This window comes from Bacteroidota bacterium (genome assembly GCA_016718825.1).
Lineage (GTDB): Bacteria > Bacteroidota > Bacteroidia > J057 > JADKCL01 > JADKCL01.
The window spans coordinates 336213-362651 of sequence record JADKCL010000005.1 but is presented as its reverse complement, the minus strand read 5'-3'; the positions used below and the strand labels follow the sequence as shown (position 1 = coordinate 362651).

The 26439-nt window shown below is 51.4% G+C and carries 29 protein-coding genes; 16 read left to right on the top strand and 13 right to left on the bottom strand.

All coding sequences use genetic code 11. The features are described 5' to 3' along the window. Positions 1-296: 296 nt before the first annotated feature. From IPN95_08095 to IPN95_08085, 3 genes are read left to right on the top strand one after another with little or no spacing between them, the layout of a single operon-like run. Positions 297-1379, top strand: coding sequence for a hypothetical protein (locus IPN95_08095; protein ID MBK9449364.1), 1083 nt, complete (start codon positions 297-299; stop codon positions 1377-1379). 50 nt (positions 1380-1429) lie between these two features. Next, positions 1430-3286: a tetratricopeptide repeat protein gene (locus IPN95_08090; protein ID MBK9449363.1), complete on the top strand. Its 1857-nt coding sequence runs from the start codon at positions 1430-1432 to the stop codon at positions 3284-3286. 24 nt (positions 3287-3310) lie between these two features. After that, positions 3311-5221 carry a tetratricopeptide repeat protein gene (locus IPN95_08085; protein MBK9449362.1) on the top strand — a complete coding sequence of 637 codons (1911 nt, stop codon included), beginning with the start codon at positions 3311-3313 and terminating at the stop codon, positions 5219-5221. A gap of 23 nt (positions 5222-5244) precedes the next feature. Here IPN95_08085 and IPN95_08080 read toward each other — a convergent pair whose 3' ends face one another. Both IPN95_08080 and IPN95_08075 read right to left on the bottom strand, forming a co-directional pair. Next, on the bottom strand, positions 5245-5670 hold the full coding sequence (locus tag IPN95_08080) for a DUF983 domain-containing protein (protein ID MBK9449361.1): 426 nt from the start codon (positions 5668-5670) through the stop codon (positions 5245-5247). 88 nt (positions 5671-5758) lie between these two features. After that, complete coding sequence (locus IPN95_08075; protein ID MBK9449360.1) at positions 5759-6169, bottom strand: DUF983 domain-containing protein; 411 nt, start codon at positions 6167-6169, stop codon at positions 5759-5761. A gap of 210 nt (positions 6170-6379) precedes the next feature. On the opposite strand from IPN95_08075, the gene IPN95_08070 reads away from it, so the two are divergent. Continuing rightward, entirely contained in the window at positions 6380-7012 is a 633-nt protein-coding gene (locus IPN95_08070; protein MBK9449359.1) for a Crp/Fnr family transcriptional regulator, read from the top strand. Further along, a complete protein-coding gene (locus IPN95_08065; GenBank protein ID MBK9449358.1) occupies positions 7009-7434 on the top strand; it encodes a hypothetical protein in 426 nt (141 codons plus the stop codon). Before IPN95_08070 ends, IPN95_08065 begins: the two co-directional genes overlap by 4 nt. A 6-nt stretch (positions 7435-7440) precedes the next feature. Here IPN95_08065 and IPN95_08060 read toward each other — a convergent pair whose 3' ends face one another. Next, complete coding sequence (locus IPN95_08060; GenBank protein ID MBK9449357.1) at positions 7441-8724, bottom strand: aminotransferase class V-fold PLP-dependent enzyme; 1284 nt, start codon at positions 8722-8724, stop codon at positions 7441-7443. A gap of 89 nt (positions 8725-8813) precedes the next feature. Here IPN95_08060 and IPN95_08055 point away from each other — a divergent pair, with 89 nt between their 5' ends. Together IPN95_08055 and IPN95_08050 are read left to right on the top strand one after the other, a co-directional pair. Then, a complete protein-coding gene (locus IPN95_08055) occupies positions 8814-9512 on the top strand; it encodes a DUF2625 domain-containing protein (protein MBK9449356.1) in 699 nt (232 codons plus the stop codon). A gap of 11 nt (positions 9513-9523) precedes the next feature. Continuing rightward, positions 9524-10369, top strand: a complete 846-nt coding sequence (locus IPN95_08050) for a hypothetical protein (GenBank protein MBK9449355.1) — start codon at positions 9524-9526, stop codon at positions 10367-10369. On the opposite strand, the gene IPN95_08045 is transcribed toward IPN95_08050, so the two are convergent. Then, positions 10354-11292, bottom strand: coding sequence for a GNAT family N-acetyltransferase (locus IPN95_08045; protein ID MBK9449354.1), 939 nt, complete (start codon positions 11290-11292; stop codon positions 10354-10356). The two genes, IPN95_08050 and IPN95_08045, sit on opposite strands and share 16 nt — an antisense overlap. A gap of 3 nt (positions 11293-11295) precedes the next feature. After that, entirely contained in the window at positions 11296-12237 is a 942-nt protein-coding gene (locus IPN95_08040; GenBank protein ID MBK9449353.1) for a polysaccharide deacetylase family protein, read from the bottom strand. 233 nt (positions 12238-12470) lie between these two features. Here IPN95_08040 and IPN95_08035 point away from each other — a divergent pair, with 233 nt between their 5' ends. Together IPN95_08035 and IPN95_08030 are read left to right on the top strand one after the other, a co-directional pair. Next, on the top strand, positions 12471-13862 hold the full coding sequence (locus tag IPN95_08035; protein MBK9449352.1) for an MBL fold metallo-hydrolase: 1392 nt from the start codon (positions 12471-12473) through the stop codon (positions 13860-13862). Positions 13863-14001: 139 nt separating this feature from the next. Further along, positions 14002-14247: a hypothetical protein gene (locus IPN95_08030; GenBank protein MBK9449351.1), complete on the top strand. Its 246-nt coding sequence runs from the start codon at positions 14002-14004 to the stop codon at positions 14245-14247. A 385-nt stretch (positions 14248-14632) separates the two neighbouring features. Here the strand turns inward: IPN95_08030 and IPN95_08025 are convergent, their stop codons facing one another. Genes IPN95_08025 through IPN95_08010 form a run of 4 tightly spaced genes read right to left on the bottom strand, consistent with a single transcriptional unit; the run spans position 14633 to position 18565 of the window. Then, entirely contained in the window at positions 14633-15673 is a 1041-nt protein-coding gene (locus IPN95_08025; protein ID MBK9449350.1) for an AI-2E family transporter, read from the bottom strand. A 44-nt stretch (positions 15674-15717) separates the two neighbouring features. Beyond that, positions 15718-16590: a cyanophycinase gene (locus IPN95_08020; GenBank protein ID MBK9449349.1), complete on the bottom strand. Its 873-nt coding sequence runs from the start codon at positions 16588-16590 to the stop codon at positions 15718-15720. Further along, positions 16575-17375 (bottom strand): RMD1 family protein, encoded by an 801-nt coding sequence (locus IPN95_08015; protein ID MBK9449348.1) that lies wholly within the window; start codon positions 17373-17375, stop codon positions 16575-16577. The genes IPN95_08020 and IPN95_08015 overlap by 16 nt, the downstream gene beginning before the upstream one ends. Positions 17376-17386: 11 nt before the next feature. Continuing rightward, positions 17387-18565: a phosphatidylserine decarboxylase gene (locus IPN95_08010; GenBank protein MBK9449347.1), complete on the bottom strand. Its 1179-nt coding sequence runs from the start codon at positions 18563-18565 to the stop codon at positions 17387-17389. A 272-nt stretch (positions 18566-18837) separates the two neighbouring features. Here IPN95_08010 and IPN95_08005 point away from each other — a divergent pair, with 272 nt between their 5' ends. Further along, a complete protein-coding gene (locus IPN95_08005; GenBank protein ID MBK9449346.1) occupies positions 18838-19572 on the top strand; it encodes a hypothetical protein in 735 nt (244 codons plus the stop codon). Positions 19573-19644: 72 nt separating this feature from the next. Here IPN95_08005 and IPN95_08000 read toward each other — a convergent pair whose 3' ends face one another. Then, positions 19645-20226 carry a hypothetical protein gene (locus IPN95_08000; protein ID MBK9449345.1) on the bottom strand — a complete coding sequence of 194 codons (582 nt, stop codon included), beginning with the start codon at positions 20224-20226 and terminating at the stop codon, positions 19645-19647. Between the two features lie 181 nt (positions 20227-20407). On the opposite strand from IPN95_08000, the gene IPN95_07995 reads away from it, so the two are divergent. From IPN95_07995 to IPN95_07975, 5 genes are read left to right on the top strand one after another with little or no spacing between them, the layout of a single operon-like run. Further along, positions 20408-21193, top strand: a complete 786-nt coding sequence (locus IPN95_07995; protein MBK9449344.1) for a prolipoprotein diacylglyceryl transferase — start codon at positions 20408-20410, stop codon at positions 21191-21193. Further along, complete coding sequence (locus IPN95_07990) at positions 21183-22586, top strand: radical SAM protein (GenBank protein ID MBK9449343.1); 1404 nt, start codon at positions 21183-21185, stop codon at positions 22584-22586. Before IPN95_07995 ends, IPN95_07990 begins: the two co-directional genes overlap by 11 nt. Next, positions 22579-22860 (top strand): hypothetical protein, encoded by a 282-nt coding sequence (locus tag IPN95_07985; protein MBK9449342.1) that lies wholly within the window; start codon positions 22579-22581, stop codon positions 22858-22860. The genes IPN95_07990 and IPN95_07985 overlap by 8 nt, the downstream gene beginning before the upstream one ends. Before the next feature lie 31 nt (positions 22861-22891). Continuing rightward, positions 22892-23173, top strand: a complete 282-nt coding sequence (locus IPN95_07980) for a hypothetical protein (protein MBK9449341.1) — start codon at positions 22892-22894, stop codon at positions 23171-23173. Positions 23174-23205: 32 nt separating this feature from the next. Next, the gene (locus IPN95_07975) at positions 23206-23520 is read left to right on the top strand and encodes a hypothetical protein (GenBank protein MBK9449340.1); all 315 of its coding nucleotides are present in this window, start codon (positions 23206-23208) and stop codon (positions 23518-23520) included. Positions 23521-24241: 721 nt separating this feature from the next. Here IPN95_07975 and IPN95_07970 read toward each other — a convergent pair. Genes IPN95_07970 through IPN95_07960 form a run of 3 tightly spaced genes read right to left on the bottom strand, consistent with a single transcriptional unit; the run spans position 24242 to position 25842 of the window. Next, positions 24242-24385, bottom strand: a complete 144-nt coding sequence (locus IPN95_07970; protein ID MBK9449339.1) for a hypothetical protein — start codon at positions 24383-24385, stop codon at positions 24242-24244. A 29-nt stretch (positions 24386-24414) separates the two neighbouring features. Further along, positions 24415-25443: a hypothetical protein gene (locus IPN95_07965; protein ID MBK9449338.1), complete on the bottom strand. Its 1029-nt coding sequence runs from the start codon at positions 25441-25443 to the stop codon at positions 24415-24417. A 3-nt stretch (positions 25444-25446) separates the two neighbouring features. After that, entirely contained in the window at positions 25447-25842 is a 396-nt protein-coding gene (locus IPN95_07960) for a hypothetical protein (GenBank protein ID MBK9449337.1), read from the bottom strand. A gap of 171 nt (positions 25843-26013) precedes the next feature. On the opposite strand from IPN95_07960, the gene IPN95_07955 reads away from it, so the two are divergent. Continuing rightward, complete coding sequence (locus IPN95_07955; GenBank protein MBK9449336.1) at positions 26014-26376, top strand: hypothetical protein; 363 nt, start codon at positions 26014-26016, stop codon at positions 26374-26376. The last annotated feature ends 63 nt before the right edge of the window (positions 26377-26439 follow it).

Genomic DNA, 26439 nt, shown 5'->3' with positions numbered 1-26439 from the left:
GATTCCAAACGCCCAGCAGGCTTCAAAGCGCTGGGCGTTTTTTTGTTTGCCTCAGACCGATAAATTTCCTCCAGGTTCTTGACTCCTTCGACTGGAATTCCGAGATTCGACCTACAAGACTAAAACTTCCGGCAGCCAATCCTGCCATTTACATCTTTAACCGAATTCCAGAAATGAAACTGCATTCCCTTGCAATCGATTCCGTTCATGATTTGTGCCTTACCAACATCGTTCATGAATAGAACAGCATTCGCTCAAACTTTCTAAAACACTTTTACCCATAAAACCCCATTCCTATGCTTCACGAATTCACCTCCGAGCAACGACAATTCATCGATGAATGCCTTGCAAACCCCAAAATGGCTGCATGGCTGTCAAAATATCGAGACGAAGACGTTCCGAATTTTTTGGCAGAATATCACCTTGGACGACAAAATTGGCTCGCTTTCGGCAAGTCCCAAGTCGAACTCGAGCAGTACAAGCTGACACAGGCGATGACCGAAGCCGATGAGGTCATTTACAGCATCCAACAGAAAAAACTGTTCGACCTTCAATGCCTGTGGCGGGCCGAGAAGGAGGACATCGAAGGCGTTCGGTTTTCCGGAGATTTTGCCAGGCTGGAAATGGAGATTGCCACGTTGGATATCATCACACCCATTTCCGAGGAAGATATTCAAGTCGTCAAAGACTATCTGCTCGACTATCGCTGGTCCAAGAACAAACAGGTGTACAACGGTTGGCAGGATTACGGGCTCTTTATTGACGAGCACGAGGAAAGCAAGCAATTTGGGTTCCCCAATTTTTACGCCTATGTGGCCGAGCGCACAAGGTCGCCCAAACTTTGGCGGCTATTGCCTGATATTCGCGGAAAAAAGGAATCCCGCTATTTCGTTGCTGCCCTCAAGGCGCGGTACGAAAAGTCCCCAAAAGAGAAACAAGCAGTTGCTGAACTAGAGCCGGTCGATGCGAGACCGATGTTGTACGTACATAGTCCGATGGAAGCCGAATTCGCCAAACTTTTTGACACGTATGCGACCAATGAATGCCGCAAAGGTTTTTACACCAAACGCGGCGACAAAGACTTTGAACTTGAAGCTGCACTTGAGACATTAAAATATGCCGGCGAACAAGTGAAGGTCGAGGAAGGCATCTATTGGTTGGAGGCCATCAAACAAGCTGCGTTTCGTTACGAACGGGAGCAACTTGTGGCCGCCATCGATGGCGCCTACGAAAACTACCTTTTCAGACGCAAAATGGGCATTTCGCCAGCTAAGCCAGACCTATCGCGAAGTCCATGGGTGGGAGACCCTGAAGGTCGAGGAAAGGAAATCCTTGACGGCAGGGAAGCCCTCGGCGAGCCGAGAGATTTCAACTTCTAGTTTCCAGAAATTAATGCCAATTTCCGTTTCTATTTTACCCAACCCAAACGATGAGAAAACGATTATTGTTGTTCATACTGCTGATAATCAGCATTTCCACCACAGGATTTGCCCAAACCAATGTCAAAACGCTGACAAAGAAGGCGGAGGAGCAGTTCGCCAATTACGATTACGAGGCTTGCATGGAAACCTGCAAGGAAATTCTTTCCGTGGACGCCCAAAACAATGATGCGGCCATCTTGAGAGGGGCCATATTTGCACTTTTTGGTCAAAACAAATCGGCCTATCGTGACCTGAACAATGCGATCGAGCGGGGAACCAAGGACAAACGGGCCTATTATTTTCGCGGGATTATCTTTTACCAAAATCATCAACATGAGGCAGCATTGAAGGATTTTGACCACGTGCTATCCATGGACCCCAAACATGTGGCAACCTTGCGGTACCGCAGTCATGTCTACGCTGAAATGGGAAATAGCAAAGCGGCAATGCAGGACATGGAAAAGGCGCTCAAACTGGACCCTGATGGCGCAAGAACCCACTTTGACATGGGCCTGACTCAGTACCAATTGGGCGACGGAGCCAAAGCATTGCCCTATCTAAAGCGTAGCTTGGAGCTGGGAACCAATGATTCGTCAAGTGCTTATCTTTTCTGCGGTTTGATCTTGGAAACGATGGGGAAAGACAAGGAGGCCGAAGCCCATTATCGGCTGTCAGCCGAGGTCAATCCTTATGCGACGGAGGCTTTGTCAAACCTCGCCTCATTGCGCTTGAAAGCAGGAGACACGCTGGAAGCCCTTTCCATTTTTGAAGCCGCCGTCCAAGCAGACTCGATGGATGCCACAAGCATCGGCAACTACGCAAGGTGTTTGATGATGCTCGACCGCGACGAGGAAGCATTGCCGTTTATCAAAAGGTCGATTGCCATTGGTGGTCCCGTCCTGCCGATGAACTTGAAAACGATGGGGGACTATTTCCTCCGCCGCGGAGAGACCGAACTCGCAATCAATGAATACAACAAAGCGCTTCTGAAGTCACCGGAGTACGTTGAAGCCTTGGTCGCCCGGGGCACCGCGCGCGCGGGCTTGGGACTCGCAGAAAAGGCCAAGGAAGACCTCAAAAAAGCGCATGCGCTCGATCCAGAAGACTTGCAGGCCCATTTCTATTATGGGCAGGCTCAAATGGATGCAAAAGAATTTGAAAATGGAAGAAAGACGCTCACAAGTTATCTCAAGCGCGTACCGGATGACTGGAAGGCATGGATGCTACTTGGAGGAAGTGCCCAAGAGCAAGGCAAAAACGCCCTTGCCGTCGAGGAATTTTCCAAGTCACTTCAATGCCCCAACACCGATTCAACCGGATTGCTCTACTCACGGGCGATCTGTTACTGGGAGCTGAAACAAACAAAAGAGGCCAATGCTGATCTAGATTTGTTCATGAAAATGAAAAGTCAATCTGCGACAGAGCTGCTTTCCATTGGCTATCTGCTCAACCAAATGGAACGTTACCCGGAGGCGCTGGAGATCCTGGAACAAGCCATTGCTATCGATTCGACCTTTGCCTACGCCTACAACAACCGTGGATTTGCGAAATACAAACTCGGCCGTTACGAGGCAGCCATCGAAGACTTCAACAAGTCGATCGCACTCAAAAACGACTATTTCCATTGGCCGCCCTACAATCGGGCTAACGCGCTCCGTGCTTTGGGGCGCGAAAAGGAGGCCATCGACGACTTCAATCTCGCCTTGAGCTACAAAGGAGACTATTTTGAAGCGCTCAATGACCGCGGGGAAACTTGGGAAAAACTGGGCAATCTGGAAAAGGCTGTTTCCGATTACAACGAAGCGCTTCAGGCCAATCCCGACTATGAACCGGCGAAGGCCAACCTGCAACGACTCGGCAAATGACCTTGAAAAACAAAATAGCATAAAGTGAAAAACCTCCTTCCATTCATCGCGGCCACGATGCGCAGTAATTCCACCCGCATTTTGATCCATTTCCTGCTGTTTTTCCTGCTGCTGTCAGCAACAGGGTCCGCACTCAATGCCCAAGGATCGGTCAAAGATTTGCTCAAAACGGCACAAGCACAATTCGACAAAGAGGATTACGATGCAGCCTTTCTGACCTGCAAGCAAATTCTCTTCAAGGATGAAAAAAACGTCGAAGCCTATGTCATTCGCGGAACCATCTTTGCGATACGGGGTGAATACGAACCGGCTTTTGACGATTTGGACTACGCGATTGCCCGCGAAACGAAGAATCCCATGGCCTATTCCATACGGTCCGAGATGTATCGCAACCGGGGGGAAACCGAAAAAGCATTGCAAGACCTGAATGTGGTATTGGTGCTTGATCCACAAAATGTGAATGCCTACAAGAACCGCAGTGTCATTTACATGAACCGCAACATGCTGAGAGAAGCGCTAGTAGATCTTGAAAAAGGGACGGCGCTCGCACCACAGAGCGGCAATCTACAACTCCTGAAGGGCTATATTCTGTACCGAATGAATGAGTTCAGCCTTGCCGAGGTCGCGCTCAATCGTACCATGGAGCTGGATTCCACCAAACGTGCCGAGTGCCATACGTATTTGGGAATGTTGGCCTATGAAAAAGGGGAATTTGAGGATGCAGCAGCAGAATACAAATTTGCCCTTGGAATCGATTCAATGTCAATCTTCACCTACTTCCAAAGCGCCAATCTGGACTTCAAGCTCGGAAATTATGCAAAATGCATAAAGCAATTGGAGAAATGCATCGCTTTAGATTCGGTATATGCACCTGCTTTTTCGCTTAAAGGAGAGTGCCTGATGCGGATGGACGACTACGAGAGTGCAATCATGTATTTAGATACCGCAATTATGTATGGTGAGGAAGACAAACATATCTACCTCACCATCAGGGGCGATGCGAAACGCCGATCAGACAGTTTCGAACCAGCGGTAAGAGACTACACACGTGCATTGCTACTTGACAACGAAAATTTCGACGCACTCATCGGACGGGCGAAAGCCTATGAAGCACTAGCGAAATATGACAAAGCCCTGCGGGACCTCGAAGATGCCTACAAGATTGCGCCAACCAACCTTGAAATCGAATACATGATGCCCGTTGTGCTTTCCGGATTGGGTGAGCCAGAAAAGGCGAATTTAGGCTTTGTCAAATATCTCGAAAAAGTTCCCGACGACACGCGAGCATGGTTTGCATATGCTGCATTCATGGACAATCAGAAGGATTACGCGACTGCGATCGAATATTTTAACATGGCACTTGCAACGTTCAATTCTGATTCTGGGCAAGTTTACATGCGCCTCTCCTATTGCCATATCTATCAAGAAAATACAGAAAAAGCCAATGCTGCCATCAACAACTGCTTGTGGTTTCCGATTAAGGGGACCAAGAGGCTGAGCGGGGTAGCCTACGCTTTGAACGCCCTTGATCGCCCGGCAGAAGCATTGCCGCTGCTCGACCGTGCGATTGCCTTGGACTCCACACATGCCTACGCCTTCAACAACCGCGGCAAAGCCAAGCTCCTACTGGGGCAATATGAAGCGGCGATTGCTGATTTTGACAAATCCATCGCCCTTCACAATAATTGGACACATTTGCCGCCTTACAACAGGGCCTTGGCCAAGCGTGCCCTCGGGCGCTACCAAGAAGCCATCGCCGACTTTGACCTCGCGATCGGTTACAAAACCGATTACTTCGAGGCCTTCAACGACCGCGGAGAAACCTGGGAAAAGCTCAACGAAACCGAAAAGGCCGTGGCGGATTATCAAGCTGCACTGAAAATCAAATCCGACTACCTCCCGGCAAAGCTGAACCTTGAACGGAACGGATTCTAGAATTCCAATAGAGATGCTCAGCGTCAGGTGCGTCGCGCAGCAGCAGGATCGTATTTGATCCCGGCAAACATGTACATCCAAATCACCCGCGACATACGCGCTGTGAACGGAATCGTGGCAAAGGTTACGCCCAACACGGCGGCGACGATCCACCATGCCGAATCAGGATTCACCACGAGCCACATAAAAAGCCCGACAATCACCAGCTGAATGATGTTAAACGCATAGTTCACGTACATCGCGCCAATGAAAAATCCGGGCTCCGGCTCGAATTGTACCCCACAAACGGGGCAATTCTGATGAATCTTCAAAAAATTCATTCGATTCCAAGGGCCGTCAAAGAATTCACCTTCACGGCATTGCGGGCACTTGGCTGCGAGTACCGCCCCGAGGAGCGAACGTGTTTGCACACCACTTTGCTGACCTTTCACTTGCGTCGCCTGATTCATGCTGCAAAGCTAAGCAAGAACATTCGAACAAGAAAGGACATTCTCAAAAAGCATGACATATATCAGGAAAACCAGGTCGTTTCAGCCATCAAGGCATCCGTCGGGCTGCGGTCGGATCATATTTGAACGGACCAAACCAATTCATCCAGAGCATTCTGGACAACCTGGCTGTGAAAGGAACAATGGCCACCGTGACACCGATCACGGCTGCGATGTACACCCAAGGGGATTCGGGGTCAAACAAGACCCATAGAAACAGATAAACAGCAACCAACGTCGCGACATTAAAACTGTAGCTCACGTACATCGAACCATAGAAAAAGCCCGGTTCCGGTTCGAAATCGGTGTTGCAAACCGGACAATGCCGGTTGTTGGCGATAAAATCCAGCCTATTCCAGGGTCCCTTGAACACCGCGCCTTCGCGGCATACGGGACAGCGACCGGTAAACACAGCCTTTGCTGCAGAAACATATTTCGGAGGAAATGCAACTTCACTCATGTTGGGTAGAATTTCTGTCGTCAAAGTTCCGGAGCGCCCAAGTCCAGATCCGCTACTCAAGTTACAAATGCGCCTGATCTTGGTCAGTGGGGCAGAATGAACGCGATTCTCAGGATGGGGCTTGGGAAAATGGCTTCCGTAAAGCAAATTTTAAAAGCTGCATTCGAAGGTGTAAATTGAGGCCGCAAAGCAGAGAAGATGAATCAAGAATTGTACACGAAGGTCGAGCAACATCTCGGCTTCATGCTCGAAGACGACCTGATGAAGGAAATCGCCACCGTCGGCCAATTGCGCCGCGTCAAGTTGGGGCAGACCCTCATGCATGTCGGCGATCCGTTTACGCACATGCCGATCATGCTTGAAGGCGCAATCAAGGTCTTACGCGAAGACAAGGAAGGCAACGAACTTCTCCTTTATTACCTGGAAAGCGGAGATACCTGCGCCATGTCGCTCAGCTGCTGCATGGGCAACAAAAAGAGCAAAGTGCACGCCGTGGCAGAGGAGGATTCGGCACTCGTCATGGTTCCGGTGGAATATCTCGACCGTTGGATCACCAAATACCAAAGCTGGAAGGCGTTTATCTTCGAATCGATCCGCTTGCGGATGGACGAATTCATGGAAACGATCGACAGCATCGCGTTCATGCGCATGGACGAGCGCCTGCTCAAGTACTTGCGCGACCGTGTGCGCGTGCTCGGCAAAACTGAAATCGAAACAACGCATCAACAGATTGCCGACGACCTGCATACCTCACGCGTAGTGGTCTCACGGTTGATCAAGCAACTCGAAAATCTCGGACAGGTGAAGCTCGGCAGGAACCATATCGAAGTGGTGGATTTGTGAAACCGAATGGTCGTTTTTGGATCTACCTGTGTTTCCTCGGCCTAGGAATCGGGTTGCAGGCATGCGGTCGCTATCCGGAGCGGTACCATATTGAGGATCTCGGCGGATTCACGCTGCCCGAGAGCTTTTCCCAGGAAGAATTCATCGAGTCTTCGACGCTCAATTTCCTGAAAGGGCACATGGATCCCGCGGATGCGGTTCTGCTGGTAAAAAATGCCTTTGGATTCGAAAAAGCCAAGCGACCCACCAAAGAATGGTTGGGCGTTCAGCTTTACGAGGAGGTTCCCGATGTCTATGAAAAGCACCGGGAGGACAAGGAACGGATCGGCTATTTTCAGGTGAATGTGCGAACGGGCCATTTTGAGGGCACGGTCACGTTTCGGTTTGCAGGAAGCGGGGGCGAGCAACCTGATTTTTTCTGATCGAATTCACTTCGCCATTTCCAAAGCCCTCACCAAAGTATCCAAATCTGCGGTTGTATTGTAAAGATGCGGCGTCACGCGAACCCCTTCGATGCCGACGTTCCCGATCGCAACGGTCCAGATTTTGTGCTCCTTGAAGAGATAATCAGCCAATTCCACGGGTGACTTTCCTTTGACGGCCACATTGGCGATGGCGCAGGAAAATTCGGGTTTCAGGGAAGTTTTGAGCGTCACATGCGGCAGGTCCTTCACGCGTTCGGCCCAATAATTTTTCAAATACCGTAGCCTTGCCTCCTTTTGCGCCCCTCCAATGCCCTCATGAAAGTCAATCGCATGCGCGATTCCGAGCCAATCCGCCGGCGGACGTGTGCCTTGGTGCTCAAACTTGCGGATATTGTCCTTGGGCTGCCCTACGTCGCCGAGCAAGGGCCAAACGCCCGCAATTTTGTCTTTTTTCACAGCCAAGAGGCCATTTCCCAAGGGCGCACTCAGCCATTTGTGGAGGCTGCTGCCGATAAAATCAGCGTCCAATTCGGGGAGTTTGAAGTTGATGTGTGCAAACGAATGCGCGGCATCCACGACGACGGCAATGTTGTGCTGCTTGCCCAAACGGCACAATTCCTTGGCAGGCAAAATCTGCCCATTGAGGTTGATCATGTGGGTGACCAACATGAGCTTGGTGCGGTCCGTGATGGCATTCCGGAAGGGCGCGATCAAGTCTTCATTCGAATCGGGAACGGGTGGAAGGACAACCCGCTTCACGACGATGCCATCACGTTCGGCCATTTGGTCGAGCATTTCGAGCATGCTGCCATAATCGAAATTGCTGCAAATCACTTCGTCACCGCGCTTCAATCCGATGCCTGCAAACAGGAGGTCGAGCGACTCGGTCGTGTTGCGGGTCAATGCCAATTCTTCCTTGTCGATGCCGGCAAACAGCGCCAAGCGTTCGCGGATTTTTTCGCGGTCGGCATCCATTTCGCGGCGCATGTAAAAAGTTGTCAGGTGATTGATGCGGCGGTCGTCGGCCAAATGGGCATCAAAAACAGGCTTGGGCATGGGGCTGTAATAGCCATTTTCGAGGTTGATAAACTCTGTGGGGTAGTCAAAAGCCTTGCGAATGGTTTTCCAAATCGCCTCGTCGGTGGCCACCGACAGCGGATCGCCCACCTGTAGCTGCGCAGCAGCGGCTTGGATTTCAGCCTTTAATCCACTGTCCATCAGCGGCGCCAAAAAGGCCGCACCACCCAAGGCTCCCATACGCTGCAAAAATGATTTCCGGTCCAACATGGGGAGAAGTTAGAGATTTTTGGCGAAGTTTCGGAATGTTCAAATCCACGCTACTATTTGCGTTGCTATGTGTTGCAACCATTGAACTGATGGCACAAACCGTGGTGCGGCGCCCACTTTCAGAGTTGATCGACAAGAACAAATCGGGCTGGACGTCTGTTCAAAAGTGGCTCGCCACTGCAAAAAACGATTTCGAAGTCCTTCCCAAGGATTCCAAACGCGCGAAAAGCGCACTTTATGAAACGCAGGTCACCACAAAATCGTCGATGGGCGCCATCGTTTACGAAACAGGCGGGATTCTCATTGACCATGGCTGGATCAGGATTTTGGGCTCAGGATCCAAAAAACTGGACCGCGAATTAATGGCATGGAACGAAGGGAAATCCGTTCAAAAAGGCGAAACAAACATTGGCTATTTGCTCATTGCGGATGATGTTTTAGGGGGATTTTTCGCCATCAACAACGGAGGAATTTCACCCGAAGACATTGGAAAAATCTTCTATTTTGTGCCGCAATCGCTTTATTGGGAACCCATGAACTTGGGCTACAGCGAATTCATCCAATGGTGCCTCAATTGCGACATGGAGACCTTCTACCGTGGTTCAAGATGGGTGGAATGGAAAAAGGAAATCGCCCAGATAAATGGTACGCAGGGAATTCATTGTTTTCCCCCGCTCTTTTCAGAGGAGGGGCAAGACATTAACAAAACAGTCAGGAATGCAGTACCCATTCAAGAATTATGGGACTATGGGCAATCTGCTGCGCAACAATTGCATCCTGAAAATTAAAGACAAGGCAAATGAAAAAAATACTCATTCTCAACGGAGAAAGTTATTGGCCAGAATATTTGCCTGGGTTTGAAGTGCATCAGAAGAAAATCCAATCCACGGATTGGGTATTGCGCGACGGCGAACTGTATGCCTTGGATCCTCAAGGCGTACTCAAGCCGGATGCAATTCTCTGGCGCGTGGGGGCAATCAAGCCTCTGGCGAAGCATCGTGCGGCGCTTGAATTGATCCAATTGTCGGGCATTCCTTGCGTCAACGATGCAGCTGTTTTGCTCCAAGGATATGACCGGCTCACGATGCTGGGGGTATTGAAAACCTGCGATTTACCCGTCATCCCTTTTCAAGCAGTGACGAATCCCGCCACGCTCAAAAACATCAAACTTACATTTCCCTTCGTCGTCAAATCCGGCAATTACCATGGCGGATTTGGCAAGGTGCTTGTTCGCGACGCCGATCAATGGCAGGATGTACAAGACCTCCTGTTTATGTCGGAAGATTATGTCACGACCGAACCCTATATTGCGTATGACCGCGACATCCGCTACTTGGCCATCGGCGATCAAATCTGGGCCATGGCGCGACGTGGAAAATTCTGGAAAGCCAATGTTGAAACGACCGATTTTGTATTGATTGAGCCTGATGCCGAACTCGTTGCGCAGACTCAAACTTTGCAGAAAAAATTGGGTGCAGATATTGTGGCGATCGACATTCTCGAAGAAAAAAGCGGCCAACGCTACTTCGTTGAATACAACGATATTCCGGGACTCTCCGGATTTCCGGAACAGGTTCGCGTCTTGCTTGCAGAAAGGTTGATGGAAAAAATCCACGCTTTTTCGGCAGGTCAAAACGAATCCTGATCCCCGTAATTGGGCTTGTATTGCGTAAAATCAAAATTTTCAGCAATCGGCAAAAAGCCGACGATCCAGGATTCAAATCCTGCGTGATGGACAGCCAAGGCTTGGTCGAGTCTGGATCCGGGAAATGTCTGGAACAAAATATTGGGGTATCCCAATCGGATGCAGATTCGGATCAATTCAGCCAATCCAGTTTCAAAGGATTTCTGTGAATCAAAATGCACATCGCCGACGCGTACCACAGCGTCGATGCTGAGCCAGAATTTCACCCCCGACAATTCCACCCAGAAATTCTGATGAAATGCCTTCGAATCAAAAAATGCGGACGAATATTCTACGCACAATCCTGATTCGGCTTGGCTATTCACAAAATCCTTCGGTGCAACGGCATATTGTGCAAGCACTTTTTTGACGCGTGCCACCTGCCAATTTCGCAAGATGGGCATCCGCCGAAAAAACTTCGCCAAAGGAAACTTCGCCGCCTTCAACCAATAGCCGCGGAGCGTTCCCCACTCCTTCCAATCGAGCTTTTTACAACTGTGGTAGGTGTTTTCGCTGTGAAAGCCATACACCACACGAATGCCTTCCTCGCGCATCCACTTGTACGTTTCAAGTGCCAAACGCTGATGCAAACCCCGCCGTTGATAGGCTTCCAAAGTCATGCTGTCGGAGACATGGCATCCGACAAAGCGACCGCCATTTCCATCCGAAAAAAATTGCGGAATCGTCCCGTAAAAGGCAATGGGCTTGTTCCCGTCATAAGCTATGCAGCTGACATATTGATGCCCGGTAAAACGCGTATCGTATTTCTTGCGAATGTATTCCAAGGAAACGCGCTTCTTCAAAACCTCCGCCAGCAACTGCTGCACATCCGGTAGCAAATCGTCGCGCAAGCGCTCAAGACGGTAGGGAAAGGGCTTCTCCATGGCTTAAAAATAATGCCCTTTGTACATTTCTGCCATCAAAACCTTGGTGGGCAAAAACGGGTGAACCGTAAAGCGATCCCGAAGGCGTGCATCATTCTGATCGTTGAAACGAAATTCCGTGAGTAGCAGCTGGGTCAATCCCCTTTGAGTCAAGGCCTCCACCAAATCCAAGGAATAAGCCCCGTCGGGAAAGGCAAAGGAGCGCACGGGCTTTTCCGTGGCCGCTTCGATCCACCGAATTCCCGTTTCTACATCCATCAAGGCTTCCTCGATCGGCATTAAATCGAGGTTGTTGTGGCTTGTTCCATGTCCGCCAATTGTGATGCCATCCGCCTGCGAAAGGCTCTTTAGTTCATGGGCGTCCAGCAATTTCCAGTAGTCATCCCACGATGAATCATTCCTGAAATTGGCCCCTGCGAATGCCGTTTGCAGGACGTCCACAAATGCCTTTCCTCCTTTTTTGCAATGTTCTTTGAGCCGGATTCCGCTTGCATCCGCATATTCGCCCTTGCGGTTTTTCCGGAACTGGATGCCAGCAATCGTGACCGGTTCACCCTGGTTTGCCGATGCGACATCCAGCAAATCCGCCCACAAAATGTCCTCTCCAGCAGCGCGGGCAGCCGTCACAAAAACGGTAGCGGGGATCTGATGGCGCTGCAAAATCGGCAAGGCATGGAGTAAATTGTTGCGGTATCCATCGTCGAATGTCACGGCAACTGCCAGCCGCTGCGGATCATAATCTCCCGAAAATGCCTGTTCCACCGAAATCACCTGACAACGCTTGCGGATGAAGGCCATCTGCGCATCCAGCTGCTCCGTGGATACAAACCGTGCATTGATGCGCCGCACGGGTGCGGGCACGACGCCGTGATACACAAGAATGCGCAACCCAGGACGGTCCTTCAGCCATTTCCCCTCCATGCCCAATGCAAAGAAAGACTGCATCAGGGACCAGCGGGATTTTTGGCGAATTTTCTGGAGGATGGACATTTGGGGGTGAAGATAAGACGTTTGGAAGCATTGCCAATTCTGGTCGGACAATTCCGGCCTTGCAACCCAAGTCACAAAACCAACTCAAATCAGTGATCTGTAACCATTGACACGCCAAACCCTGACGGAGATCATTCCTTGAACGGAACCATCTCAGGAGATTTGCGGTGTATTCAAATTGATGTGTCATGAAGATTGAACAGATTTATACCGGTTGCCTCGCAGAGGCTGCCTACTATATCGAAAGCGACGGCGAGGCCGCCATCATTGATCCGCTGCGCGAAACTGCGCCCTACATTGACCGCGCCAACGAAGACGATGCCAAGATCAAGTACATCTTGGAAACGCATTTCCATGCCGACTTTGTCTCGGGGCACGTGGATCTTGCGGCATTGACCGGCGCAGAAATCGTGTACGGTCCGACCGCCAAGGCCAATTTCCCCATTCACCTTGCCACCGATGGCGAAATCCTGAAACTCGGCAAGATCAGCATCAAGGTGCTTCATACACCCGGCCACACGATGGAATCCACCTGCTTTTTGCTGATGGACGAAGCAGGCAATCCGCATGCACTGTTTTCAGGAGACACCTTGTTTATCAATGAGGTCGGCAGGCCCGACTTGGCGGTTTCCAAAGACACAAGCCGCGAGGACTTGGCCGGATTTTTATTCGACAGCCTCCAAAACAAGATATTGCCGTTGCCAGATGATGTGATCGTCTATCCCGGGCACGGCGCAGGCAGCGCTTGCGGCAAAAACATCGGCAAGGAACTCGTGGACAGCCTCGGGCATCAGAAACGTACGAACTATGCCCTTCGCCCTGAATTGACCAAACAGCAATTCATTGACGAAGTGCTCAATGGCATCCTCCCTCCGCCGCAGTATTTCCCCAAAAACGCGCAGCTCAACAAGTCGGGCTACGGCAGCTTCGAGAGCGTGCTCGCGAATGGATCAAAGCCTTTACATTTGGCTGAATTCGAGCAAGCCATGGACAAGGGTGCGCTCGTGATCGACACCCGCAACAAGGATGCTTTCGCTGAAGGGCATATCCCGGGATCGATTTTCATCGGCATCGAAGGCGATTTTGCACCTTGGGTGGGCATCGTGATCGAAAACCTGCAGCAGCCAATCGTTTTGGTTGCCGAACCCAGCCGCGTCGAAGAAATCGTCACACGCCTTGCCCGCGTAGGCTACGACAATTGCCTCGGATACCTTGAGGGCGGATTTGACGCTTGGCGTTCGGGAGGAATGGAAATTGCTTCGGTGAATCGTATCCCTGCGTCCGGTTTGGAAAATGCGCTCCAGCAACATCCGAAACCCGTTTTGGACTTGCGCCGATTTGCCGAATTTAACGGCGGACATCTGGGTATGGCGCTGAACCATCCGCTGGATTATTTGCTGAAGTCGATGCAAACCCTCGACAAATCACAGGGTTATTATGTGCATTGCAAAAGCGGTTACCGCTCCATGATTGGCGCTTCGATCTTGATGGCCAACGGCTTTCATGGCATCACGGACATCGCTGGCGGATGGGATGCCTTGGAAAAAACGGCTTTGGTACCCAAAGCTGATCTCGCTTGAAACTGATTTTTGTGTCGAACTTGAAAGGAAAAGTCGGGCTTGCCCGGCTTTTCTTTTGGACTTAAGTCTTTGGAACCTAGGTTACATTTCAGCTTCCGAAGTCGCGGTAATTTTGCTGCGTAGAGAAAATGATTTCAGCATGAAAAAACTATTGATCCAAGGGCTTCCACTTTTCGCAATGGCCTCCTTGACGTTGGGATTGGCCCCATTTTTCCCGGAGCCGCATATCTGGGAAAAGATCAGGTGGATTGCTACGGGGCAGAAAATGGACCTTGGCATTTACTGGTTTGATCTGTTGATGCACGGCAGTCCATGGGTCTTGCTGATCACTTCGCTCACCCTGCGGATGATGGAAAAGCGCCAATCGGGCAGCACTGCGGCCTGAATTCGGATCTTTTCCCAGAGAAATCTGCCTGCCAGATTCAAATTTTTCCAAAAAACAGCTTGATTCCTGACCTAGGTCATTCATTGGCGAAATCCGGAATGTCAATTTTGAACTACTGTTGACGCTGAATGAATGAATTGTCTGTTGGCGGTCGCGTTTGCGGCCAATGCTTCAGGCGATACACAAGAAAAACCGATTGGTAGCAACTGCTGCCATTTGGGCTGTTTTTTCAACGCTTTGATCGATCGGGAACTGACTAGCAAGGGCTAGAGGTTCCCGTATCTTTTTTCTGGAATTTGATCAAGCATGGAGAAATGCTGGCAGTCAGCAAATTGCTCCAACCTATTCGTCAGCAAAAAGGCCCTGTAGTTCCACCTCGCCCCGTTCACTCAACCGGTTCCGCTTTGCCGTCTGCAGAAAGCCAAATGGCAATCGGATGGGTCGAGGGGAAGTTGGACAAGATGAGGATCAGAGAGACCATAATCGGCACCGACAAAACCATCCCAACGATGCCCCAAATCATTCCCCAGACCACCAAAGACAACATCACAACCAATCCGCTGATGTTCAAGAGGCGTCCAAGGACTTTGGGTTCAACGAGGTTGATCATCACCGTCTGCACCGCAATGATGCCCCCCATGACGATCAAAGCCGGCGTCCAGGAATTGAATTGGACCAAGGCAAAGAGGCTCGGCAATACCACGGAAACCAGCGTCCCGATGGTCGGAATCCAATTGATCAAAAAGATAAAAAATGCCCAAAACACCGGAAAATCCATTCCGACGAGCCAAATGATGACCAGATTGAGCAGGGCTGTGGCAAGGTTAATGCCGGTTTTGTAAGTAATATAATTGCGAATGGAGAGGTTGATATGGTCCAAAGTGGCACCTGCGATTCTACGGGAATCCTTGGTTTTGAAGGTGGATCGCCATTTTTTGGGAAACGTGCTTTGCTCCATCAACATAAAGAGCACGTAAAACAGGACCAAAAACAAGGAACTCGCCAGACTTGAAGCGGCCGTACCAAACTCGGCAGCAAAAGCGGCGAGATCCACACGTTCCATCATCTGGGAAAGCGTCAGGGTTTCTTTGAAATTGGCTGCCAAAAGGGCTTCCCCGATCATGCTTTCGAGGTTTTTTTCGTAGGTCGGGGCAGCTGCCATCATGCCGTTGACGCTTTGCACGATAATTTCGATGGCACCAAAAATGCTTCCCAAAATAAGGAACATCGCCACGACGCGCGTAAACCACATGGGAAGGCTACGTTTTCCGATTCGAATCTTGGCAATAAGATTGGAAAGACTATTGATAATGAACCATATACAGGCCGCAACAACCAAAGGAATCAAAAAATCCTGCGCCAGTACCAAAAACGCCAGCACCATTGCAATGATGAACAACCAAGTCGCAACACGGGTCAAATTCATGAAACGAAATTAGTAGATTTTGACGGATAATTTCGGTGCCGAAACTACAGCTTGCTGTGTGATGTGCGTTCCTTGACCCAATACCGGCTTCCTTCGGCAAGAATACTCACGATCAGATTTTCAATCACGATGGAAAGGGTATCTTCAAATCCAGCATTCAGATTCTTTGCATGCATCCGACTGGGGTCAATGAGAATCACCATGCCCGAGCCGATCACCTCCATCAGGTTGCCTTCAGACACGAGTATAGCGGTGTCTTCGCCGAGCCCGATGCCGAGGCAGGTGGGGTTCAAAGCGACGGCGTGCGCGAGGCGGGCAAATCTGCCCCGCTTGATGAAATGCGTGTCGACGATCACATTTTCGATCAACCCCAACCCGATTCCCAGCGAAAGGTCAGCATTGTAAAGTGCCTCGTGGATCAATCCACCTTCAATGATCGTTTCAGGCATCGCCATCGCGCCCGCGCTTGTGCCCGCGACGATGAAATTGGGGTCGCTGAAATACTTTTTTCGAATGGCAGCCAACAGGGGTGTGTCAGCCAAGTGGGAAACAAGACGTTGTTGGTCTCCTCCCGTAAAAAAGACGGCGTGTGAAGCTTGAATTCGTTTGATCAACAGCGGATTTTGGGCGTCTTTCTGGGACGATACCTGGATGATGCCCACCTTGGAAAATCCTTGGCGCTGAAACGAATCGACATACAAGGCCTCCATTTCCGCTGGAATCGCAGATGCCGATGCGATGATTTCGATCCAATGGTGCGCCCTTGGTATCGTCGAAATCAGGGTACCCAAAATCTCGAAATGGTTGGTTGTTGCAGTCCGTTTGTGCACCTTGAGGTTTTCGCCTGCTGGTGCTCCCTTCTCCTCATGACCGCCGATGAGCAACAATTTCCCTTTGGGAATCACGGGAGAAACCATTCGACGATGACATTGAGGACTTCAAAAAGAATGAGAAAAATGATGACCAACTCCATTTTGTTGCTCTCGCGTGTCTGAATGATCTGCGCCAGTGTGCGCAGGCTATTGTCGCTGTTGGCCAGGGTGTATTCGACCTCCCGAAATCGGGGCCTCAGCTTGAAGGTCAAGGCAAGGCCGTCGTTGATTTTGGCCAAATATTCATTGTCCCAAACCGTGTCGGGCGCATCTAGAAAATAAAGATTGTCGATGATCCGGCTTTGGGTATTGAGCGTGCGACCGATGAATTTCATCAGCGTCTTTTTGGTGATATGCAATTTGCCGCTCAATTCCAGTTCCTTGGTGTATTTGCCCGTTTCCAGCAACAGGTTTTGTGACAACTCGGAAAAATAATCCAATACAGCGGATTGGCTCACGTTGAGCATCACAATCTTGATGACATCGGCATTGATTTCGGGTACCTGAATCGAATTGTAATCGAATTTCAACTTTTCTCCCGGATTGATTTCGATCAGGAAATCTTCTTTGTATTCAATCCCTTTTGGATTCGGGCTTTCGACGAATGGCGCCAACAAATGCATAAATTCCTTGATCGTCACCTCCTCACAATCCGAAAATGCAACTTCGCCGTAATTCTGGACAGAAATAAACGAATTGAGCCCCCGCTGAATCAAAACCTCCGTCGACGAGCTGGAATAAATGACACCATTGTAGCTGGCTGCGAAATTCTTGAGGCGAATATTTTCTCCCAATTTGTAGGCGACGACATTGACTTTTTCCAGAGGCATATTATCAGAACTTAATTGACCGGAAAGGCCTGCGCAATCTTGGCTCCCATTTTATAGTGAATCCCCTTTTGCGCCGAAAAGCATACATTGCTGGCAGATTCAAATAAAACAATAATATCCGATCCGCCAAACTGAAAATAGGACAATTCCTCACCCTTGCGCACGGAAACGCCGACTTCAGCCGTCAAAATGACCGACGAAACTTGACACATGCCAATCGGCAACACCGCAACAAGGCCAATCGCGGTTTCCAATACGATCAATGCACGCGACTGCGCAAATTGATAGCCTGCGGTATCCAGGGAATCATAATTTCTCTTCAGGTGAAGGTCATGTTTTCCATCAACGGCCTCCGCCGGAACAGCCTCCACTTCGAGGTAGACCTGCCCATGAATCACCCTGGCTTCCAACACCCTACCACCGAGAGGCGCATGTTGGCGGTGGTAATCCGTTGGGCTGAGAAAGGAGTGCATGAACAATCCGTTTTCAAACCGATTTTTGTAGGGGCTGCCTTCGAGTAATTCGCTGACTTGCCAATGGAGATTCTTGACGGTCACATGCGAATCCTGCCTGATTTCCCATTGTCCGCCAAATGTGGAGTCGGCAGGCATCACGACAATCGAAGGATCTGCAATGGCAGCCACAGGACGAAAACCGGGCTTGAAATGACGCGCAAAAATCTGATTGAAGGTTTTCCATCCTCCATGCGGCCGCGAATATTCCTGCATATTGTAGGCTGGCGAATCATAAAACGTTTTTTCGGAGGCTGCGGTGAGTGATCCCTCTGTATCGAGAAAGGCCCCCATTGCGTCGGCATAGTCGACCAACCACTGCGAAAACGGGGTCAATGGTCGCGCCTTTTCCGAAGGCAACACTTTGTTTTGCAACGACAACAAGGGTTCCTGATCGGCAATAAAATAAAACGCACTCAAATGGTCATTGACATTTTCGCCACGCGAGGTTTCCATGGGAACCCAATAGAGAAAGGCATTGATCCATTCCAAGTAGGTTTTGAGGGAAGTTACCGATTCGATGAGCGGCACATTTTTGCTTTTCGCCTTGTGGATGGCCTTTTCAAACTTCTCTTCCCAAGCATTCTCGCGGATCAACCGCAGCAAATCCACGACAACGGGATGGTAGTTGGCATCATGAATGGTTTCTTGGACGGTTTCGACATTTGATGAGGGCATAATCATGGGGTGATTTTTAATTTTCTTGATTGCAAAGGTTCTCGAAGCTGCTACCAACTACGTTACAGATGTACTTGCGAAGGTTACACATTTGCTGTGCAACCGCTTCATCAGGGCCAACTTTGGCAAGCCATTTGCCTCCATTCACCGACAAATCGGGTACACTGATCGAAATCACCCCTTTTAGGGCTATTTGTCATGCCTTTCACCTCAACTCTACGAAGGCGACTCCCGTAAAGCCCACCCGAGAGAATACATTAAGTAGGAGAATTATGAAAAGAGGAACCGTGGAATCAGGAAATCGAGGCGTTACTTTTCAAAAACGTGCCTTTACATGGATCGCTGCCGGATTGATTGCGGGAACAGCTGCCTTGACGGGTTGCACTTGGGATCACGTACCCGATCCCAACAACGTGGAACCGGGTCTTTGCTTTGAAACGGATGTCATGCCGGTTTTTGTGGCCTATTGCGGCACGACTGGATTGGGCGGAGACGGCTGCCACAATCCAACAGAACGAGCTGAGGACTATGACTTTACAAACTACAACGGCATTATGCGCGGGGTGACTGCGGGCAGGCCGGGTAGCAGCAAGGTGATTGAAGCCATGCGCGCAGGCGGTGAGGATCAAATGCCGCCTGCCAACCGTCCGCAACCGACTTCCGAGCAGATTGCGACCATCGAGGCTTGGATCGAAGCAGGTGCAGCCAACTCGACGGGTTGTGCCACGGTGTCTTGTGATTCGGGCGTGGCTGTCACTTACAGCGGAGACATCCAACCGATGTTGGACACCTATTGCAACGGCTGCCACGGCAGCGGAAGTCCGAGCGCAGGCATTGACCTCACGAATTTCAATGTCGTCAAGCAGAATGCAATTTCCGGCAGACTCGCAGGTGTGATCACAGGAAACCCGAGTTACGTCGTGATGCCGCCCAACAGTGCCTTGCTCCCGAGTTGCTATGCGACCAAGATCGAGCGCTGGGTTGCAGCCGGAGCTCCCAACAATTGATTTGCGTAGATTTGGATAGATTTGGTCAGACTGCCCTCCAATTAGGTGGGCAGTTTGTTTTTTGCATCCTACTCAGAAGCATTTGACAAACTCCACCAAACCGCCAAACTTCTTGAAGGTCTTCGCGATTGGCTTTTGGAGCGCTTCCGAGACCTCGTAAACGAGTCGGTCCTTGGCGACTCCTAACAGCATGTCTCCCTGAAATTCGGCTTCGATGCATTCCAGAAAAAGCAGGCCCTCTTCGTGTTCCTTTTGGGAAGGCATGGGCTCAAACATTGCCTCCTGAGTCGATTCAAGCCCTTGCAGACAAGGATGCTGGTGGCCGACGCTCACCCAAAAGAGGCTGGGCCCGGGGTTCACCTTTCCGCTCGGAGCAACCCTGAAAACTTGCTTCCTTACTCCGCAAACGCCAGCCATCGCGTTTTCCGAATACATCCACGCCGAATAAAACACGATGCTGGAATCTGTCACCGCGTAGGTTCCCAATTCGACTTCAAGGCTGTTGCAATCTGGCGACTCCGAATGCAGGGTGTGCTTGAGCAGCCATTTGGCGCCATTTTGTCCAAGCCGCACCAAATTGATGACGCGGGTTTCGACGCCTTCGACCTCGTCTTTGGTCTCCGCAAACATGAATTTTACTCCCTGAATCTCCACCGTGTCCCGGATTTGTGAACAGACAATCCGTAGGCCATCCGCATCCCAATGTCATCACCACAAGCAGCTTCCGCAGAAAACAGGACCGAATCAGGATTCCCATGAAAGCAAATCTAGGCAATCCCAGGAAGCAATAAGCCAGTCAAGCAGTGCAAAAAACAATCCCTACGGTGGTTGCGGCATGCACAAACACATTAACTTGACGGGGACAATTGTTTGGATCAATGCTTCGCAGATTTTGAACCTCCATTTCCTCTTCGAAACACTCGGCTACTTCCTGGGATTCAGGCTGTTTGTGTATTTGCGCAAGCGCAAAGCCGATCCGATTCCCGAGGGAAACCGGATTTGGATCCTGATCGGCGCCGCTGCCGGCGGCTTGCTCTTTTCCAGGTTGATCGGCGCCCTGGAGGATCCGTTCGTGTTTTTTGACCGGGCCACGCCGTGGCTCTATTATTATACCAGCAAGACCGTGGTCGGCGGGCTTCTGGGCGGCTTGATCGGCGTCGAATTGATCAAATTGGTCATCGGCGAAAAATCCTCCTCGGGGGATTTGTTTGCCTACCCGCTCATGTTTGCGATGGCCATCGGCCGCATTGGTTGTTTCAGCATGGGTCTCAAGGAGCCGACTTACGGGGAGCCTTCCAATCTCCCTTGGGCGATCGACCTCGGCGACGGCATTCCCCGTCATCCGTTGGCGCTGTATGAAATCGGCGTTTTGATCTTGATGGCAACGCTATTCCTGCTGTTGGAACGCCGATTCGCCTTCAAAAACGGCATCCGGTTCCAGTTTTTTATGATCGGTTACCTGATTTGGCGCTTCTCGGCCGAATTCATCAAGCCGGGCATTGACTATTTTGGCCCATTTGGAACCATCCAAATTGTCTGTATCTTGGGCTTGCTCTACTATGGGCGGACCATTTTCCGGATGCTATTCGCCCCAAAAAAACTCTTGCAGAATGTCGACTGAACGCAATTACATCTACTACGATCACACGATCAGTCTTTGCAACGAATGCCACCGCAAGATCGACGCGAAGGTCATTTTTCAAGATGAGAAGGTCTTTTTAACGAAAACCTGCAAGGAACACGGTTTTCAGAAGGTGTTGATCGCCGACGACATCGCTTGGTACAAGCAGATCCGCAACTACAACAAAGCCAGCGAATATCCCCGGAAACCGCATACCACGACGAGTTTCGGCTGTCCGTATGACTGCGGGATTTGTCCTGACCATGAGCAGCATAGCTGTCTCACGCTCATCGAGGTCACCGACCGCTGCAACCTCACCTGCCCGACCTGCTACGCCCTTTCTTCCCCCACCCATGGCAGCCACCGTTCGTTGGCGGAGATCGAGATGATGCTCGACGTGATCGTGGCAAGCGAAGGCGAACCCGACGTGGTGCAACTCAGCGGCGGCGAACCGACAATTCATCCGCAGATATTCGAGATTTTGGACCTGGCCAAGGCCCGGCCGATCAAGCACTTGATGCTCAACACCAACGGCATCCGCATCGCGAATGACTTTGCATTTGCCGAGCGTTTGGCGACCTATATGCCCGACTTCGAGATTTACCTGCAGTGGGACTCCTTCGAAGAAAAGGCACTCAACAGCCTGCGCGGCAAGGACTTGCGTGCCCAACGGATGAAAGCCATCGAGCACCTGAACCGCCTCAACTTGAGCACGACTCTCGTGGTGACCCTGCAAAAGGGTCTCAATGACCATGAAATCGGAAAAATCATCGAATTCGCTTTGCAACAGCCCTGCGTCCGCGGGGTGACCTTCCAACCGACCCAGATCAGCGGACGTTTGGAGGGATTTGATCCGCAGACCGACCGCCTCACCAACAGCGAGGTGCGCCGCCTGATTTTGGAGCAAAGCCCTGTTTTCCAGCCCAATGACCTCATTCCGGTGCCTTGCAATCCGGACGCGCTCGTGATGGCCTATGCGCTCAAGACCAAGTCGGGCGTGGTGCCGCTCACCCGCTTGATCGACCCCGAGGTCCTGCTCAATACGACCAAAAACACCATCGTCTATGAGCAAGACGAAGGCTTGCATCAGCATGTCTTGCAGATGTTCAGCACGGGCATCTCGGTGGATGCAATGGAGCAGAAGTTCCAACACCTGCTCTGCTGCCTGCCCGAGATTGTCGCGCCGGGCCTGAGCTACGACAACCTGTTCAGGATCATCATCATGCGGTTCATGGATGCTTGGGATTTTGACATTCGGGCGATCAAAAAGAGCTGCGTGCACATCGTGAGTAAGGAGGGCAAGGTGATTCCTTTTGAGACGATGAACCTCTTCTACCGCGACGAAATGAAACCGAAATGGGAGCAACACATAAAAGAAATGGGCCATGCGTGACGTCTGGAAAGTAGTCGGATTCAACCTTTTGGGCTTGTTGGCCTACGGGATCATTGCGCATCTCGTGGTTTTGATTCTCGGTGACCGCATCGAAAACGGGATGATTTATACGGTCATCGGATCGTGGATTCATTTGGGGCTTTGTGTGCCGGCCGCGATTGTGTTTTATATCCTCAAGAAACCTTCGATTGGCTCTGGGTTCCTGTTGGCGTCACTTTTTATCGGGATGATCGGGTTTTCCATGTGTGTGGGTGTGTTTGCGAGCAACTATTGAGTCTTGTCGGCCGAGATTGAAAAACTGCACCATGCGTGAACTGAAACAAGTATTGGGATGGAACATGGTGGTGTTGGTGGTTTACAGCGCTGTCTTCTTCATCGCCCTTCTCTTAAAACTGACCGACGAGCTATCGTTGGGCTTTTTGATGATGGTGTCTGTCGCGCTGCATGCGTCAACATGCTTTTTGGCTTCGTTCGTGTTTTTCTTCATCGGGAAAGCCGAATATGCATCCGCATTTTTGCTGACGACGCTTGTGGCAGGCTTGGTTGGGTTTTCGGTCTGCTTTGGCGGAGCTTATGTGATGGGGTGAATGGGTTGCCGCAAATGGACACTTGAATCGAAATGAAAGAAATCATACGTGTGGTCGGAATCAACCTGCTGATCCTTGGGGTTTACAGCACGATCATCTATGCTACGCTTGACCTTGACCAGAACGGAGCGCTCTTCACTGGATCGCTTAGAATGTTGATGCCCATGTTTGCACATCTGATGATTTGCACCTTCCTTTTGATCAGTGCATTCACCAACGACCGCATTTCAGGAATCAAGGCGTATTTGTTGTCGATTGTAATGATCTTGTTGCTCGGATTCTCCATTTGTGCCGGCGCGGATGAAATCATTTCCGTGCCGCCCCCGACCAACAAAGAAATTCCATGATTCGCTCCGCTCCAAATAGTCAACAATTGCCAAGCTGACTATTTCGCAACCTCCCCGCTCGGCAAATGAATCCGCAAATCCTCGGAGACAGCCCATTCGCCATCTTGTACAAACTCCAGGGATTGATAATACCTACCATTGTTGGATTTGATTTCAGTATAAAACGGCAGGAAACCATGACGCACCCGCACGATGTAATCGGCATATAAAGTGTCGTTTTGTATTCCGGATATTCGATTTTCTCGACCAATTCCGGTGGCCAAAATCCGCCGGCCCCCCCCCCCCCCCCCCCCCCCCCCCCCCCCCCCCCCCCCCCCCCCCCCCCCCCCCCCCCCCCCCCCCCCCCCCCCCCCCCCCCCCCCCCCCCCCCCCCCCCCCCCCCCCCCCCCCCCCCCCCCCCCCCCCCCCCCCCCCCCCCCCCCCCCCCCCCCCCCCCCCCCCCCCCCCCCCCCCCCCCCCCCCCCCCCCCCCCCCCCCCCCCCCCCCCCCCCCCCCCCCCCCCCCCCCCCCCCCCCCCCCCCCCCCCCCCCCCCCCCCCCCCCCCCCCCCCCCCCCCCCCCCCCCCCTGCCCCTCCGCGGACACCCGCGAGCACCGATGCGTAAAGCAGCCCCTAAGCCCCCTAACAATCCGGAAGCGCGATGCGGCAACAGCCCCCGAGCAACCATCGTGTCTTTGGCGGCTACGTGGAGTAATGCCATAAAGCAGCAAAGTCTTGGTCCCTCAAGAGTTGCCTTCCAAGTGATTGGAGTGATAATTCCAGTCCAGCCGAAATTTTTGCATGATCCGCGCCTCTTGTTCAGCGTTGATCGGCCGCATCGCATCCAATTCGGCCTTGAGGCCCATTGCTTTTGCTATCTCTTCCATTTGCCTTGAAATCTACGGTTGAATGTACTTCACTTTGCTAGATTCTTAACCCCCAACGCCACCCAATATCCTACTCCAGCAGCCGGCAAAACCAACAAAATCGCCCAACCCGGCGGTTCCCAGCCTACCATCATCGGTACGCCGCCCAAGGCGATGGCCAATCCGAAGGTCATGCCCACGGCGGTGGCGGGCATACGGGGCATAAGCCGCCACATGCCCAAAACTGCGGCCGGCGTCGCCGATTGCAGCAAAAATATGCCGGAGAGCAGGGCCCATTCCTGTGCACCCCCAAAGGTGAGCAGCGGGGCAGCTACCAACAAGGCCGCCGTTGCGTACCTGCGCCATCCTATATAATGTGCGCCAAATCCGCCGGCGACTTTGCCCGCCATGGCGGCGGCACCCATCCACAACAGCAATTCGTGGTCGCCCGTGTGCACGGCCTCCATCAGGTTCCAGATGGCCGACCGCAAAGCAATCGCCATCAATAGGACAATCATCAGGAAATCATGCCATTCGAAGGCTTCATCTTTTCCGGTGGGTTTTGGCGCTGATGCAAAGGGCATTTTCATGACAAGCAGGAGCGCTGTAAATCCGGCGGCGGTGATGCCCAATCCGACGAGGGCGGGGGTGCCTGCCCAAGCAAGGTAGGCGCCCAAGGTGATGCCCATGACGCCGGGGGCGGCAAACAGTCCGGCCCCGACGGTGCTCCCCGGGAATGCCAAGAGCGCCAACATACCACCGGAGACATGAAAAAATGCCCCTGCAATCCCGGCCAAAGCAATCGAAACGGCTGGCGCAACCGGGAAAATGGCGAGGGCGATTGCAACCACCGCCAGGCTAGTGACCACGACCAACTTCGGATTGCCGATGCGGTCGACGACCATCCCTGCGGGTACCTGTCCGCCAAAAGCCAAGGCATTGTAGAGCAGTACGAGCATGGCGGGTTCAAGCAATTCACCGCCTGTCCAAGCGGGGAGTGTGCCGATCATGAATCCCGCCGCACAGTCGCTCAAGCCATGCGACAAGCCCAACAATGTGATTTTGAGAAATCGATCCATGGTTCAAATATCCAAGAGTTTCACAAAGGCGAAAACAGCGGAAAGCGAGACGATTTTCATCACGAATGCAGCGAACCACGCCCTGCCACGGGTGAGATTCTCCCGGTTTGTGCTCAAAATCAATCCTTGGATCGCAACGACACCAAGGAAAACCGCTCCTTGAAAGAGCCAGCCGCTCAAGCCCAATTCTTCGCAGATGGTACCCAGCACAAACCCTGAACCCAGCGCAGCCATGTTGACGAGAAAACTGCTTGTGAAGGCCTTGCCAACAGGCCGCATCCCAAACAACGCCAAAATGCCTCCTTCAATCAGAATGATCATAATGGCAAATCCAACGAGCCAAATTGTGACAGAATTTGGGGTGCCACCTGCGACATCCAAGGCGATTCTAGCAATCATGGCTCAAATTACTTGATTTTTCGGCGAATCATACAGGGCAAAAACGGCCATTTCAACGGGATTTGAATCATCGCAGAAAAAAATCAATGAAAATCGAAAGCCACTTGTAACCGTCCGCGGTCGGGTGTAGTCAAATGGCTCGATTGTTCACACTAAAACTGAAAAAGAAAGATGAATCCTGAATTTGTAGTCCCTGTCGCCATGTTTGCCTGTGTATTCGGCATTCTTTATGTGTACTTCACCACGCGTAACCGCGAGCGCATGGCCATGATTGAAAAAGGAGCCGATCCTTCGTTGTTTCGCAATCCCAACCGTGGCGGTCGCTCGACATTGAAGTTTGGCTTGCTGTTTGTTGGCGTCTCTCTCGGCATCCTGATGGGAGCGGTACTCACGATGAGCATGCCTGCCCTGCGCGAAGAAACGGCCAACTTCTCTATGATTTTCCTTTTTGGGGGAATTGCTTTGATCATCAGCCATGCCTTGGATTCAAAAGCAAAGCCGGAAGAAACGGATCGCAAAAATCCACTTTCTTGAAGTTTCTGCTTCAAAGGAATATGTTCTTTGGGAAGTCATAAACGGCTTCCCATTGGCTATTAG